A 15,404-nucleotide genomic window follows, 5' to 3' on the forward strand; every position below is an offset into this window, starting at 1 on the left:
GTTTTTAAACTTGGAGCAACAATGAAATATATTTCTCATGAAGATGGCAATCTTGCATTTAGTGAAACCGAAAAACCGGTTTTAAAGAGCCATGAAGTACTTGTTAAAGTTGCAGCAATAGGTGTGAACCGTGCAGACAGTATGCAGCGCCAAGGTAAATACCCGGCTCCTGCGGGAGATAGTCCTATTTTAGGTTTAGAGTGTGCAGGTACAGTTACTGAGCTTGGAAAAGATGTAGATAAAAGCTGGCTAAACAAGCGTATTTTTACATTGTGCTCTGGTGGTGCTTATAGCGAATATGTAGCAGTTGATGCAAAACAGCTTATGGAATTACCCGATGATGTAACAATGGCTGAGGGCGCTGCAATAAGCGAAGTGTATTTAACGGCATTTGGCGCATTATTTGAGCTTGGTAAATTACAAAAAGGGCAAACAGCGCTTATTCATGCAGGTGCTAGTGGTGTGGGCGGTGCAGCAATTCAAATGGCTAAAAGCGCAGGGGCTACCGTGGTTATTACCGCTGGTACGGATGATAAATGCCAACACGCAAAAGAACTCGGTGCCGATCATACAATTAACTACAAAACCACCGACTTTGTAGAATATATGAAAGCAAATGAGTTAACAGCAAATGCAATTGTAGATCCTGTTTCGGGTAGTTACTTAAATAAAAATGCCGCTATTGCAGCCATGGATTGCCAAATTGTAATGCTTGCATTTTTAGATGGACGTTTTGCAGAGGTTGATTTTGCGGCGCTTTTACAAAAGCGTATTTCGTTTCATGCCTCAACGCTTAGAAATCGTAGTATTGAGTTTAAACGCCAGGTGCGCGACGACTTTGTAGCGCGTTTTTACAATGATATTGCCACTAAAAAGTACGACTTTAACCTGTATAAAACATTGCCTTGGAGCGACGCAAACGAAGCCCATGCTATTTTAGAGCGTAATGAAAACGCAGGGAAAGTGGTTTTACTTGTAGAGTAACTCTTTAATTTTAGGGTTTAGCCCATATACTAAGCCCTATAAAAAATACTTAAGGTTTAATAATGAATCCAATACTAGCAATACTTAAAGAGCACAATGTAAGCGACGAAAAAGTAAAAGCATTGTTTGAAGCGTTTACTCAAAACCCAATGATGGCAATGGCGCTTGTTCAAGAGCTTGGTATTCCGCCAGAAAAGCTACAACAATTAATGGCAGTTGTGATGACTCAACCGCATCTTATTAAAGAAGCGACTGACGAACTTGGTTTAGATTTTGAAAAAGTAAAAGAAGCGAAAGAAAAACTAAATCAACAGTAATTGATAATCTAATTTTCAGATTGATCATATAGCAAGGTAAGCAACTACCTTGCTATACCCGTCGTAAAGCACACACTTTTTGTTACACTCTACATTGAACTGCTCAGTATTTAATTAGTCATAATAATACTTAATTAACGCAGGGAAATAATATGAAACCGCTTTATAGGTTTTGGAAAAATAACCGCTCTCTTATCGTATTTATTGCACTAATGAGCGTATTTAGAAGCGCTGTAGCCGATTGGTACGAAGTGCCAACAGGCTCAATGAAACCAACAATTCAAGAAGGTGACAGAATACTTACCGATAAAATGGCCTACGATATTCGTGTCCCATTTACGCATATAAAACTACTTAAACTAGCGGACCCACAAACCGGTGATATCATTGTTTTTGACTCACAAGCTGCCGATAACCGTTTAATTAAACGTGTAATTGGTGTGCCAGGGGATACGGTTGCGCTTGAAAATAATGAGCTTATTATTAATGGTAAAAAACTTAATTATGCAGATCAGAAAAGCAACATAGACTCGCTTGATAAAATCGAAGATTTAAACGGATTAGCGCATTCGATAAGAGTGGCAAATATTCCTTCACGTTTATCGGGCTTTGATGCAATTACAATTCCTGATGATTATTATTTAGCAATGGGCGATAACCGCGACAATAGCGCTGACTCGCGTGTAATAGGTTTAATTCCGCGTAATGAGTTATTAGGAAAAGCAGAGCGCGTTATAGTGTCTCTTGATTACGATAACTATTACCTACCAAGAAAAGACCGCGTATTGAAAAAGCTCAATTAAATAAGATAATTAATTTTAGAGTTAAAATATAACTGCCTATTTAGGCAGTTTACTTATATATTTTTTTACAAGCTTGGTAAGAACACTACGCTCTTGTTCGGTATTTAATACCTTACAAAAATCGCCACTAACTGCAGCGCCACAAGCACCTGCTTCAAACCACTGAGATATATTATCTAAATTCACACCACCAACAGGCATTAATTGTGCTTCTGAAAATGGACCCGTTAATGCTTTAAAGTAACCAACGCCCATACTGCCTGCAGGAAATACCTTAATAATATCAGCGTTATATTCAATTGCATTTGCTACATCGGTAGGTGTTAGTGCGCCCATTAATACGGGTAACCCGTGCTGGTGGGCAAGTTCGACAACCGATTTGTTGGTATTTGGCGTTACGATAAACTGCGCGCCTGCATCAATAGCTTGCTGGGCAAGGGTGGTGTTAATTATTGTGCCTGCACCAATAAGTGCGTTTTTATGCGCTGCGCGAGCTCTTGCTATTTCTTGCTCAAAGCCAGGTGTGTTTGAAGTGATCTCTAATGAGTGTATGCCCGCATTTATTAAACAATCAATTAATGGAGCTACATCGGTTTGTTGTTTTAAGCGCAGTATGGCGACTAATTTGTGTTGCTTTATTTGGCTACTTACTTTTGTTCTGTTGGTATCTAAAATTTGGGTCATAATTACAATTCACTTTATATCAAACGGGGTAGACGATTTAATAGGAAATAGTATAGTCAGGGAGTATGTACCTTTCTAAATTGAAAAATTAATTGATAAAGGTCACAGGCTTAATCAATTAAAGGCTTCAGAAAAATCTTGATTAACTTACTTGTTTCAATCGGCAATTCTTCATGAGGTAGGTGACCGGCATTACTCACTATTTCTAACTGAGTATTTGTGCTGTTGAGTATAAATTCTTTTGTGTAGTCAAATGGAACTACCTCGTCCTCCTCTCCCCAAACAACTAAAGTAGGTATATTTAGTTTATCGCCAGCAAATAACAAAGGGTCGAACGAGTACGATTTTAAAAGGGAGATTAATGCTGCTCTGTTACCAACTCTAAGAGTTAGTTCACTGTACTGCTGAAACTTACTAAACGGTATATCTTTATTTTTAAACACTCTTCTGAGACTGTTTTTAGTCACAAAGTAAGGTAAAAAATACAGGCTTAATTGCTTTGTTATTGGTAAATAAGCAAGTTTCCAGCCTATTAGCCAATTCTTAAATGGGGCTAGACGAGGAGTTGCGTTTATAAGAATAAGGGCATTTATTTTATTTCGATGATTTTTAGCTAGTTGCCATGAAATTTCACCACCAAAAGAATTGCCAACTAACGTATATGAGAATATTTCGAGTTTATTAATAAATTTCTCAACAAATTTTGAATAGTTTTTACTATCGTATTTTTTGCTCTCTTCCCATGGCCCAGTTATGCCAAAGCCGGGTAAGTCCAAACTTATCACCCTGAAATCTTTTGTAAGTGTTTTAGTAACATCATGCCACGTATGTAAACTTGCTGATAGTCCATGCAGCATAATGAGTACTGGCGCATCTTTTTTTCCTTCATCTATATAATGAACGCTTATTTTGTCGATATTTACAAACTTTGAGTTATCGTATGACCAGCGTTTTTTTATTACGATAGCCGAAATATCTGGCGAGTACGTTAAATAAAATAATACTGTAAAGCCCAGGAGGAGAAAAATTATAAGGTATGTCAAAGCTTATTATTCCAATTATTGATTAGCGATATTGTAGAAGCTGAATCAATAGGTTTACTGTAGTAATAACCTTGGCCATAAGTACTGCCCATGCCTTTAAAAATTGCTATTTGATTAGCTGACTCGATACCCTCGATTGTTGTTTCAAAGTTAAGCGCTTGTGCCAAAGATATAATAGATTTAACGATGGCAGTAGCTTGGGTGTTATCTACTACATTCAATTTCTCAACGAAAGATCGGTCAATCTTTAATTTATCCAACGGAATTTCTTGGAGATAGGAAAGTGAAGAGTAGCCTGTTCCAAAGTCATCGAGAGCAACCTTTACACCTCGCTCTCTTAAATTGTTCAATACCTTAACAACGTATTCGTAATTGTTAATCATTACAGACTCTGTAAGTTCTATTTCTAACTGTTCGGACGCCAAATTACTGCTTTTTAGGGCATTAAAAATATCTTCAACTAATGTGTTTTTAGTAAACTGTAATGCCGAAACATTAACAGAAACCTTAAGATGTTTAGGCCATGAAGAAGCATCTTTGCAGGCTTGATTTAAAATAAATTGGCCAAGTTTATTTATTAGGCCACTTTCTTCAGCTAGTGGTATAAATGTATCCGGTGCAATAGTTCCTTTTATAGGGTGATTCCAGCGAACTAACGCTTCAAAACCATTGAGGCTACCCGACTTAAGATTTACTTGTGGTTGGTAATAAATAGTAAATTCGTTATTTTTAAGTCCTTTTTTTATATCAGAGAGTAGGGCAAGCTTCGATTTTCCATTTTCTTCCATATATTGTTCAAAGAAACTGCATTTAGATTTTCCTGTCTCTTTTGCTGAATATAGAGCCATATCAGCAAATTTAAATAAATCATGAGCAGTCATAGTATCTTTTGGTGTAGAAGCAATTCCTATGCTCGCATACATTTCAATCTTATATTCGTGAACATACCATGGTTTTTTTAAAGTATCTAAAATTTGCTCGGCATGTTCTTGGGCTGAAGTTTTATCTAATGTATATTGATAAACAATTGCAAATTCATCTCCGCCAAGACGAGCAACTAACCCATTTGGCTTTATTGCAGCAGAAAGTCGTTTAGCCATTTCTTGTAATAATTGATCGCCCACTATATGTCCTAGTGAGTCGTTTATTATTTTAAAGTTATCTAAATCCATCAAGAAAAGAGTACAGTTTGCTGATGCTTTCTTTTCAAATACTTGTTTAATGAATTGATTGAACTTATGCCTGTTTGCTAAACCAGTTAAAGGATCTGCATTAGCTAAGAACTCCATTTCTTGTTCTCTTAATTTTATTTCTGTTATGTCAGAAATAACACCACGCCAACCTAAAAATAGTCCGTTAAAATTTACTAATGGCTTTGCTGTGATAGCCCACCATTTGTGGCACTTTGCTACTTCAACAGGTATTTGCATATTTTTAAATGGGAGTGGGGTACATAATTTAGTATTGAGGTCTTGAAACAGCTCTTTGCTTGTGGCGCTTTTACACAAGGAAAATATAATTGATGAGAAGTTTTTACCTTCTAATTCCTGTATGGTTACATTAAGTGCTTTAGCAAGGTGAAGGGAGGTATGCTGCAAATTACCTTTTTCATCAGTTTCCCATAGCCAGTCGCTTGCATTCTTTTCGAAGTCATTGAGTAACATACCAACGACTTGACGTTGATGTTCTATTTTTGTTTCTGCCTCTAAGTTTGATAAAAACATTCGAGAAAATACAATTACCGTTGAGGCGAGTATCAAGCCAAAAAAAGTGACTATTAACGCAAAGTACCAATAATGCCCCCAAAAATGGTATGGAATACCAATAAGTAATCCAAGAGTAAAAATACCAACCCATGCTAAGCCCGCTATAGGAAGAAATGAAAACATCCAAGCACCAACAGAGGCAAACGAAATTATAATACAAATAATTAATAGCCGGCCTTGTTCATCAGATAAACCAAATAAATAATTGGCCATCGTGATATGTAAAATAGCCGCTAAAGATAGAATTACAGTTAACCATTCTGCTGCGTGCTTCTTAATTAATGTGTTTTTTTCAATCGATTTACTTTTATACCACAAAATAATGTTAATAATAGCTATGCACCAAAGAGCGCTTATCCATGATATTAATACATAATGATTAACATCGTTCCAGAAAAATAATGTAAGAAGTAAAGAAGTTAGCATGTTGCCAGTACTACTAAAGGGCATTTGCTGTAAGATTGCGTAGTATTGGCGTGATTTAAACGCTTTGTACGTGTCTCTATTAGAGGAGTTTGTATTTATACTAGACTTGATATTTTTGATAAACCAAAAATAAACAGAATATAACAAATTAAAAAAGCTAGGGTTTGATGAGGTCGGTTCTCGATTCATGAATCTTAGGGGGTCCTTTCCCAAATAGCATTAATTGACAATTTAAAAGGTCTAAATTATTGGCTTATATATTAGCACAGTCCTTTTTTAATACTATTTATGCATTTTATGATAATCATATTGTAATAAAAACCGCTGATGTATCAGCGGTTTTTATAGTATGAGTAATATTACATTACGCGCATACCAGGCTCTGAGCCGTCATCTGGGTTAAGAATATAAATTTCTTTTCCGCCAGGACCTGCTGCTAATACCATGCCTTCAGACATACCAAAGCGCATTTTACGAGGCTTAAGGTTAGCAACCATAACGGTTAGCTTGCCTTCGATATCCTCAGGTGCGTAAGCTGATTTAATACCCGCAAACACTTGGCGAGTTTCGCCGCCTAAATCAAGTGTTAGCTTAAGTAGTTTATCTGCGCCTTCTACGTGCTCTGCTTTAGCAATCTTAGCTACGCGTAAGTCTACTTTTGCAAAATCATCGAACTCAATCTCGTCGCTAATTGGCTCTTTTGCAAGTGGGCTGTTAGGGTCAATTGTTACTTTTGATGCTAAGCTTTCTTTAGATTCTTCAACCATTTTGTTTACTTTATCCATTTCAACACGTTGCATTAACGGTTTAAATTTATTGATAGGGTGGCTTACGAGTGCATTTTGAACGCCGTCCCATGCAAGGTCGTCATTTAAAAACGCTTGTACGTTGCCTGCCATTCCTGGTAGCACGGGTTTTAAGTAAGTAATTAAAACGCGGAACAAGTTAAGACCAAGAGAACACACTTCGTGTGCTTCTTGTTGCTTAGTTTCGTCTTTAATTAATACCCAAGGTGCTGCGCCATCAATAAATTGGTTTGCTTTGTCGGCAAGCGCCATTATTTCGCGAATTGCGCGGCTGTAATCGCGGTTCTCGTAGTGTGTTGTAATGCTAGGTGCAGCCGCTTGAAACTCTGCTAACAGCTCTGGTTGCATAATAGTGTTGCTTAGCTTGCCATCAAACTTTTTAGTAATAAAGCCAGCACAACGGCTCGCTATGTTGACTACTTTACCTACTAGGTCTGAATTTACGCGCTGTGCAAAGTCTTCTAGGTTTAAATCCAAATCAACAATACCGCTACTTAATTTTGCTGCGTAGTAGTAACGTAAGTACTCTGGGTTTAAGTTATCTAAATAAGTACGCGCTTTAATAAACGTACCCTTTGATTTAGACATTTTTTCGCCATTCACAGTTACAAAACCATGAGCGAATACGTTAGTTGGCTTTCTAAAATTAGCGCCTTCTAGCATTGCTGGCCAAAATAAGCTGTGGAAGTAGATAATGTCTTTACCAATAAAGTGATAAAGCTCTGCGTCTGAACCTTCAGCCCAAAACGCATCAAAGTCGAGGCCTTTTTCGTCACATAGGTTTTTAAAACTCGCCATGTAACCAATAGGTGCATCTAACCAAACGTAAAAATATTTGCCTGGTGCATTTGGGATTTCAAAACCAAAATAAGGTGCGTCACGGCTAATATCCCACTGTTGCAAGCCATCGGTAAACCATTCGTCTAGCTTGTTAGCCATTTCTTGTTGAATAGTTCCCGAGTGTAACCACTCTTTTAGCATGCCTTCAAATGCTGGCAGGTCAAAAAAGTAATGCTCAGAATCTTTAAGTACAGGCTCAGCACCTGACATTACAGAACGCGGGTTAATAAGTTCGGTAGGGCTGTATGTAGCACCACACGAATCACAGCTATCGCCGTTTTGGTTTTCAGACTTACACGTCGGGCAAGTACCTGTTACAAAGCGGTCTGGTAAGAAAATACCTTTTTCTGGATCAAATAATTGCGAAATAGTGTGCTTTTTAATATGACCGGCATCGTTTAGGCGGTTATAAATAAGTTCGCTTAATTCTTTGTTTTCTTGGCTGTGGGTGCTGTGGTAGTTATCAAATTTGATATTAAAGTCAGCAAAGTCGCGTTGGCGCTCTATGCTCACTTGTTTTACCATTTCTTCAGGCGTGATCCCTTGCTTTTGCGCATTAAGCATAATTGGCGTGCCGTGGGCATCGTCTGCGCAAACATAATAAGCTTCGTGGCCTTGTAGTTTTTGAAAACGTGACCAAATATCAGTTTGAATATATTCCAATAAATGACCTAGGTGAGTAGGGCCATTTGCATAAGGTAATGCGCTGGTAATCAGGATCTTTCGCTGCGTCATAATCATTCCGAATTGAGGATAAAACGCCGTTTTTATTATACAAACGGCAATTATCATTAATTTATCTACAAGCTATCTGCTTAGAGTGCGCACAGCTTATGGATTTTTATTAATTGACTGGTGTTAATGCCCTGAATGTTACATAATTCCGTGGCACTTTTCATCAAAGAAACGCTATTTAATTGCTATGTTTGGACTGTCGAAACTATTCTCTTCTAAATCGGTGCAAAAACAACCGATTATTACTGCCTTAGCGGCATATCGTAGTGCGGCTTTTGCCGTCGGTATTGACGAAAGCTTCATTAATACTATTACTCAAAATGACGATAAATCACTACACATTAAATTAACCCTACCATTTGCTGGGCAATCAGAAATGCCTTTAGTTGAGCAACACGTAAGTGAAAGCTTAAATGTGCCTGTAACAATTAGCGCCAAGGTTATCATTAAAGAGGCGGCTAAGTTTAAAGCGATTAAACATATTGTACTTATTGCCTCAGGCAAAGGTGGGGTAGGTAAGTCGACTACTGCTGTTAACTTGGCAGGCGCGCTTAAAAATGAAGGCGCAAAGGTGGGTATTTTAGATGCTGACATTTATGGCCCATCTATCCCAATGCTTTTAGGATTAGTGGGCGCAGAGCCCGTCACTAAAGATAACAAACAGCTACAGCCTTTTGATGCAAATGGCATTAAAGCGCAGTCAATTGGCTTTTTAGTTCCAAGCGATGATGCCACGGTATGGCGTGGACCAATGGCGTCAGGTGCGCTGAGCCAGTTACTTAACGAAACCGATTGGGGCGAGCTTGACTACTTAATTGTTGATATGCCACCGGGCACCGGTGATATTCAGCTTACAATGAGCCAAAAAGTACCCGCTAACGGCACTGTTATTGTCACTACACCGCAAGATTTAGCGCTAGCCGATGCGCAAAAAGGCATTGCTATGTTTAATAAAGTAAACGTACCGGTGCTTGGCTTAATAGAAAATATGAGCCACTACATTTGCACTCACTGTGGTGAAGCTAACCACGTATTTGGTAAAGACGGTGCACAAAAACTGGCGTATAAGCACGGCGTGCCTGTACTTAGCCATATTCCACTTGCAATAGATATACGCGAGTATTCTGAGCAAGGTAAGCTTATTGCAAGCGATAACGATGCAGCAATAAGCAAAACATACAGCGCAGCAGCAAGGCTAATAGCTAGCACGCTTTATTATCAACAGCATCACAATGCAATTGAAATTGTGATTACGGAAGATTAATAAATAATGAGACTTTCAGACACACATATTAAAGAATACTTAAGCGATGGCCGCATTGTTATTGAGCCTGCACCAACGAGCGAGATGATTTCAGGCGTGACTGCCGATTTACGCTTGGGAAATAAATTTAGAACGTTTAATGCGCATAACGCCGCATACGTCGATTTAAGTGGTCCAAAAGATCAGTTAAATAAGGCCATGGAATCAATCATGAGTGAAGAAATAGTGCTTGATGAAGGTGAAGCATTCTTTTTACACCCAGGTGAACTTGCACTAGCTATTACCCATGAAAAAGTCACTTTGCCAGCAGATATAGTAGGTTGGTTAGATGGACGCTCATCGCTTGCGCGTTTGGGGTTAATGGTGCATGTAACCGCGCACCGAATAGACCCAGGCTGGAGCGGTAATATTGTTTTAGAGTTTTACAACTCAGGTAAATTACCACTGGCACTACGCCCGCTGATGAAAATTGGTGCTATGAGCTTTGAAATGTTATCGGGCCCGTGTGAAAACCCATACAATATTCGTAAAGATGCAAAATATAAAGATCAAAGCAGCGCAGTAGCAAGTCGTATTAGTGACGATAAATAATCACCAAATATAGGCATTACCCGTCCATTTTATGAAGCGCGTAACCCAGTAGTTCAAAATACTGGTTAAGTGCTTCATTTGCTTTATTAATATGCTCAGCGTTTGGGTATATTAAATTACTATTTTGTAAGCCTCCCACCAAAAAGCTATTTTTTATATTTGAATGCTGCTCAATACATGCTTCAAAACAACGTGCTGCAAGTTCCTCTGGCATGCTCATGTAATTCATGTTTTGTGCTTTATCGTGTTCTATGCATGTTTGTACAAAGTTATTTGCATCAATACCATCTTCATCTAAAAATATATGTTTATAAAAACTGTTCAAAGCATTATTAAGTGGATGCGATAAATTAGGCGTGTTTGAAAGCCACAATTTTGAGGCAAAACCAAAGCGGGGTTTTGCTGCAAATAAGTGCTCGCTTATATGATGGTCAAACGCATGGAACCATTCGTGAGCAAGTGCACCACCGCCTGCATTTTTTGCAAGAGCAAGTGTTTGAGAGGCTGCATTATAATGCGCTTGCACGCCTTTTTGACCACCATGGCCAAATGCAAAGTTAAGCTTCCCGCGCAGGCCAATTGCTCTAGGTGGTAAATGCAGTATTTGTGCAAGGTCGGCCAGTGCATCGTAAATTAAATTGGCGCTAATGTAGCGCTCTTCTTTAGTTACCCATTTACCAACGACCATTGACCTAAAGCCGAAGGTATTTCTTATATCGCTAAAGTCGACTTGGTCGTCAAAGCGATAGTCGGGTCCTTGGCGAGTAAAGCCACGTTTTAGTCTGTTAGGGTAGTTACGCATTGCAAGTTTCATATAGTAACGGATTTAATCTAAGTAACGTGCTTTTACGTGCTCAGGCATGTGTTGGGTTTGTTTTTGTATTAATTCATTAAGCGTATTATAAAGTGGTGCGGGATTTAGCTGCTCTATTAAAAACAAACTATGCGCTACAGCTTCAAGTGTGGATAGGCTGTCGGCCCGAGGGGCTTTACGAATAGCATAACGATTTTTAGGTAGCTGTTTAAAACTGACCGTTTTAAATTGATTTAGTAATGTGGTGAGCTGCAAAATTTTGTAGGCTTTTTTCCATGTACCATCAACCACGATTAAATGGGTGATGTTTTTTACATTTGGCTGCTCAGTGTTATCGTCTAAATTTACAGCGTGTTTGTTAGGGTAGAGTAAAACAGTTGAGCTTACTGGCAGTGTTTTTAGTATGGAAAAGTCATCATTATTTTCGCCTTTGATTATTTGGCAATCAGTTAGGCATAAATTGAGTAGTTTAGCGGTATTTTTTGCTATTTTTTCTTCACTCGGGTGCTGTAGAATAATAACCGTAACTTTGTTGCTTGTTTTTGTAATTGCGTTGCAAATACAGGTGTTTAGTGAAAAGTTACAATGATTACAAAGTGTGCGTGCCATTTAATAAACTTTTTGTTGCCAGTATGATCCTCGCAATTATACATTTATAAGGTAATTAAGTTGGTTTTTTTTACGCATCAATATAAAGTAGTACTATTAAACTGTAACTTACATGGATTGTTTTAAGGGCTTAAAATATGACAGAAATAAATATTGATACATCAGCATTAGAGAGTATGGAATCGTTATTGGGTGAGCAGTTTGCTGATACACTTGATTTTTGCTGCTCAGAGTTTGAACGTTTAGGCTCAGAAGTGTTAGCAACCATTGGTAAAGATAAAGAAGCAGCTATTCGCCACTCCCATAGCTTAAAATCGAATGCGGCGCAGTTTGGTGCTTCAAGCCTTGCTGAAGTATCGCGTGTTATTGAACAAAATTTAAACCTAGATAACCTAGCTGAAGCTATCGACGCATCTAATAGCTTGATGGCTCAAGTAACAGGCTCTCAAGCTAAGCTAAATGAATGGTTAGCATCTCGTTAATTATTGAAGCTGAAACGTGAATTTATTTCAGTATTAAGCACCTAAATTGACTGGCATTTTACGCCTTTACTAGGTTAGTCTAAAGACTCACTAGGGCGTGTTGATCTTTCGAGATTGAATTTGCAACGAGTGTCTGGTTTTTAGGTTAGGCAGAGCCTATGCAGTGTGGTTTTTCCACATAAATAGGCGATAACAACACATAAAATCCAAACACGCATTGCCCAGAGGGTTCTTCCTAGGGGCTATTTTCTCTTTGTTACTCAATTTTTACTTAGCCCACTAGGTTACAAATCTCGCGCCGCGATTAAATCGCCCCTAGGTTGAACAAATTTAATCCATAAAGTCAATACGCCCTAAAGAGGTAAAAATGTCTGATATTAAAAAGAGTCACAAATTAGAAGGTGTATGTTATGACATTCGTGGGCCGGTTTTAGCACAAGCTAAAAAAATGGAAGACGAAGGTCAAAAAGTATTAAAATTGAATATAGGTAATCCGGCTGCTTTTGGTTTTGATATGCCAGAAGATATGCACCGCGATATTATCCGCAACTTATATTCAGCCCAAGGTTACTGTGACTCTAAAGGCCTCTATTCAGCCCGCGTGGCTATTTATCAGCACTACCAACAACGTGGATTACATAATTTAGATGTAGATAGTATCTATATTGGTAATGGCGTAAGCGAACTTATTCAGATGATCACCCAAGCGCTATTAAATAATGGCGATGAAGTGCTTATTCCAGCTCCAGATTATCCACTTTGGACTGCTTCTGTCACATTATCGGGTGGTAATCCGGTGCATTATTTATGTGATGAAGAGCAAGATTGGTTTCCGGATATTGCAGATATAAAAAGCAAAATAACGTCTAAAACTAAAGCGCTGGTATTAATCAATCCTAATAATCCGACAGGTGCGGTTTACAGTGATGATTTGCTAATGCAATTAATTGATATAGCGCGTGAACATAAACTACTGTTATTGAGCGATGAAATTTACGAAAAGATTTTATACGATGGTATAACGCATACTTCAATCGGCTCACTGTGTGATGATGTACCAATCATTACTTTTAATGGTTTAGCAAAAACCTACCGTGCAGCGGGGCTAAGAATGGGGTGGATGGTTCTAAGCGGTCGTACCTCGGTAATGGATGATTTACGCAAAGGTCTTGAAATACTTTCATCTATGCGTTTGTGTGCCAATGTACCTGCGCAATATGCAATTCAACAAGCGTTGGGCGGCGTGCAATCAATTGATAATTTAATTAACCCAGGCGGGCGCTTATACGAGCAGCGCGATATAGCATGGCGCGGGTTAAACGCTATTGAAGGCATTAGTTGTAAAAAACCTAAAGGCGCGCTTTATGCGTTTGCTAAAGTAGATACAGCACTTTTTAACGTTAAAGATGATGAAAAGATGATGTACGATTTGCTAAAAGCCGAAAAAATATTACTTGTACATGGCAGGGCGTTTAATTGGCCCGAGCCGGATCATTTTAGATTGGTATTTTTGCCAAGCAAAGATGATTTATCGGATGCGATGTTAAAAATGAAGCGTTTTTTTAAAGACTATCGCCAAGTATAGTTATTTAAGAAATAAAAAAACGAGCCAAATTTGGCTCGTTTTTTACTTTAGTCATGAATATATTGGCTAATACGCTTTATCTACACGCACCGTGTTGTCGTTCAAGTACACTAATCTTACATTATCGCCTTTGCTAAAGCGCATTGATTGGTCTTGATCTTGGACAACCATAAACTGGTCGCCGTTTTCAACTTGTATTAATAACTCTACAAAATGATTTTGCTGATAATGACTTTGCTGCTGCCTATTATGTGCAACACTGCCGCCAATTACCGAGCCTAATATTGTTGCTACTGTGCGGCCGCTACCGCCACCAAACTGGTTGCCTACAACACCACCGAGTAATGCACCGCCGAAGGTTTTCCAGCCGTTGTTTTTGTCTTGAATGATTTCTTGTTCGGTAATATTGCGTACCGATTTTACGTCACCAAATAAAACTTGCTGCACAGGGACTGCTTTATTGCGCTCGTATTGAGCAAAAGTTGGCGCGCTCACACTAAGTAGGGCACACATTATTAATATTATAGCTTTCATAATAATCTCCTATTGGTAGCCTTTATGGGCTTATTAGCCCGTAAAGGCTTAGTAACTACCAACCAAATGTCGATTTTTCTTTAGTTTTACGAATTTCAGTTTCGTCTGCCCATTCAACTAGGCCGCTTTCCATATCCATTAAACGCATCGTAAATTTATAGTATACGTCTGATTTATCGGCATTTGATTTAACTATGCTCGATAAATTTCCGTATAACATATATTGCGCGCCAATTTGTTTACCAAATGCAACGGCTGTTGCAGGGTTAACAAGGGCATCTTCGTTTTGAAACGTTAATTGCTCACGTACTGATTCAACACGCGTCATATCTACAAAACGGAACTTACCACTGCGTAGCATTTGCGTTGAGATTGAATCGGTGATTGATTCAGTATCAATGTGCTCACTAGTTTTGTTTTTAATACGCTCAACAAATACTACAGGGCGTTTATTAGCGGTCATTGTGCCAACAACGGGTGAGCTGAGTAATGAATCGGTCATTTGGCTCGCTACTTTTTGTAAGTCGGTAGAGCCAAAATTAATATCGGTTGTTTCTACTGCTTGTGCATCGCCATAACTTACTACGGCTTTATTAGCACAGCCACTTAATACTAAAGCGCTCAAGCCAACTAAAGCGTAAGTTGATACTGTTTTAAATTTGTTACTGATGATCATGGTTGTTTCCTTTAATCTTTAAATTCTTGTGATTCGGTAGACACTTCTCTTACTGCTAAAGAAAAGGTAACCGCATCAGAGCTCGGTGCTAAGCCCGGTAATTGTGTTTTTGCAAAACCAAATAAGGTGAGTGCTTGCCAAGGTGAATGGTTGCCTTTAATTACAAAGCCGTCTTTATCAAACCAATTAAACTGATACTGCAAATATTGTGATTTTTTATACTGGCTCGAAAGTGTCACTACTACATCGGTTAACTGGTTGGTTTGACGTGTTTTCACATCAGTAATGGCCAGCTTTTTACCAAGCTCTGGGTTATCTACACGTAATTGCTCATTAAACTGGTTTTTATTTTGTTCAACAGAAATACCCGATGTAACCGGTTGGCTGGAACATGCACTGAGCATTAAGGCTGCTAATAATGGCGCTATGTATTTCATGATGGCTC

General features: G+C 38.5%; 16 protein-coding genes. 7 read left to right on the forward strand and 9 right to left on the reverse strand.

Features of this window, described 5'->3' with window-relative positions; translation table 11 throughout:
- Positions 1-21 precede the first annotated feature (21 nt).
- From JG479_RS06800 to lepB, 3 genes are all read left to right on the forward strand, one after another.
- Entirely contained in the window at positions 22-984 is a 963-nt protein-coding gene (locus tag JG479_RS06800; RefSeq protein WP_039489951.1) for a zinc-binding dehydrogenase, read from the forward strand.
- Between the two features lie 62 nt (positions 985-1,046).
- Entirely contained in the window at positions 1,047-1,301 is a 255-nt protein-coding gene (locus JG479_RS06805) for a DUF2999 family protein (protein WP_002963210.1), read from the forward strand.
- A 152-nt stretch (positions 1,302-1,453) separates the two neighbouring features.
- Entirely contained in the window at positions 1,454-2,104 is a 651-nt protein-coding gene (lepB, locus tag JG479_RS06810) for a signal peptidase I (protein ID WP_200220194.1), read from the forward strand.
- 36 nt (positions 2,105-2,140) lie between these two features.
- On the opposite strand, the gene JG479_RS06815 is transcribed toward lepB, so the two are convergent.
- The 4 genes from JG479_RS06815 to metG all read right to left on the reverse strand — a co-directional run bounded on the left by JG479_RS06815 (position 2,141) and on the right by metG (position 8,404).
- A complete protein-coding gene (locus tag JG479_RS06815; RefSeq protein ID WP_149614790.1) occupies positions 2,141-2,788 on the reverse strand; it encodes a bifunctional 4-hydroxy-2-oxoglutarate aldolase/2-dehydro-3-deoxy-phosphogluconate aldolase in 648 nt (215 codons plus the stop codon).
- A gap of 110 nt (positions 2,789-2,898) precedes the next feature.
- The gene (locus JG479_RS06820) at positions 2,899-3,831 is read right to left on the reverse strand and encodes an alpha/beta fold hydrolase (protein ID WP_052201229.1); all 933 of its coding nucleotides are present in this window, start codon (positions 3,829-3,831) and stop codon (positions 2,899-2,901) included.
- Complete coding sequence (locus JG479_RS06825; protein ID WP_200220195.1) at positions 3,828-6,212, reverse strand: putative bifunctional diguanylate cyclase/phosphodiesterase; 2,385 nt, start codon at positions 6,210-6,212, stop codon at positions 3,828-3,830. Before JG479_RS06825 ends, JG479_RS06820 begins: the two co-directional genes overlap by 4 nt.
- A gap of 170 nt (positions 6,213-6,382) precedes the next feature.
- On the reverse strand, positions 6,383-8,404 hold the full coding sequence (gene metG / locus JG479_RS06830; RefSeq protein WP_200220196.1) for a methionine--tRNA ligase: 2,022 nt from the start codon (positions 8,402-8,404) through the stop codon (positions 6,383-6,385).
- Between the two features lie 187 nt (positions 8,405-8,591).
- Between metG and apbC the strand changes: the two genes are divergently transcribed.
- Together apbC and dcd are read left to right on the forward strand one after the other, a co-directional pair.
- Entirely contained in the window at positions 8,592-9,668 is a 1,077-nt protein-coding gene (gene apbC, locus JG479_RS06835; protein ID WP_200220197.1) for an iron-sulfur cluster carrier protein ApbC, read from the forward strand.
- A 6-nt stretch (positions 9,669-9,674) separates the two neighbouring features.
- Positions 9,675-10,259 (forward strand): dCTP deaminase, encoded by a 585-nt coding sequence (gene dcd / locus JG479_RS06840; RefSeq protein WP_002959670.1) that lies wholly within the window; start codon positions 9,675-9,677, stop codon positions 10,257-10,259.
- Between the two features lie 16 nt (positions 10,260-10,275).
- Here the strand turns inward: dcd and JG479_RS06845 are convergent, their stop codons facing one another.
- Together JG479_RS06845 and JG479_RS06850 are read right to left on the reverse strand one after the other, a co-directional pair.
- The gene (locus JG479_RS06845; RefSeq protein WP_200220322.1) at positions 10,276-11,061 is read right to left on the reverse strand and encodes a CLCA_X family protein; all 786 of its coding nucleotides are present in this window, start codon (positions 11,059-11,061) and stop codon (positions 10,276-10,278) included.
- A gap of 24 nt (positions 11,062-11,085) precedes the next feature.
- Complete coding sequence (locus JG479_RS06850) at positions 11,086-11,682, reverse strand: tRNA-uridine aminocarboxypropyltransferase (RefSeq protein ID WP_200220198.1); 597 nt, start codon at positions 11,680-11,682, stop codon at positions 11,086-11,088.
- A gap of 137 nt (positions 11,683-11,819) precedes the next feature.
- Here JG479_RS06850 and JG479_RS06855 point away from each other — a divergent pair, with 137 nt between their 5' ends.
- The gene (locus JG479_RS06855) at positions 11,820-12,164 is read left to right on the forward strand and encodes an Hpt domain-containing protein (RefSeq protein WP_002959674.1); all 345 of its coding nucleotides are present in this window, start codon (positions 11,820-11,822) and stop codon (positions 12,162-12,164) included.
- A gap of 367 nt (positions 12,165-12,531) precedes the next feature.
- On the forward strand, positions 12,532-13,749 hold the full coding sequence (locus tag JG479_RS06860) for a pyridoxal phosphate-dependent aminotransferase (RefSeq protein WP_024597609.1): 1,218 nt from the start codon (positions 12,532-12,534) through the stop codon (positions 13,747-13,749).
- 66 nt (positions 13,750-13,815) lie between these two features.
- Here JG479_RS06860 and JG479_RS06865 read toward each other — a convergent pair whose 3' ends face one another.
- The 3 genes from JG479_RS06865 to JG479_RS06875 are packed head-to-tail and all read right to left on the reverse strand — an operon-like array spanning position 13,816 to position 15,396.
- Positions 13,816-14,283 carry a glycine zipper 2TM domain-containing protein gene (locus JG479_RS06865; RefSeq protein ID WP_002959676.1) on the reverse strand — a complete coding sequence of 156 codons (468 nt, stop codon included), beginning with the start codon at positions 14,281-14,283 and terminating at the stop codon, positions 13,816-13,818.
- A 55-nt stretch (positions 14,284-14,338) separates the two neighbouring features.
- Complete coding sequence (gene lpoB, locus JG479_RS06870; protein WP_002959677.1) at positions 14,339-14,959, reverse strand: penicillin-binding protein activator LpoB; 621 nt, start codon at positions 14,957-14,959, stop codon at positions 14,339-14,341.
- An 11-nt stretch (positions 14,960-14,970) separates the two neighbouring features.
- A complete protein-coding gene (locus tag JG479_RS06875; protein ID WP_002959678.1) occupies positions 14,971-15,396 on the reverse strand; it encodes a YcfL family protein in 426 nt (141 codons plus the stop codon).
- Positions 15,397-15,404: the final 8 nt, after the last annotated feature.

The organism is Pseudoalteromonas sp. LC2018020214 (assembly GCF_016598755.1).
Taxonomy (GTDB): domain Bacteria; phylum Pseudomonadota; class Gammaproteobacteria; order Enterobacterales; family Alteromonadaceae; genus Pseudoalteromonas; species Pseudoalteromonas distincta.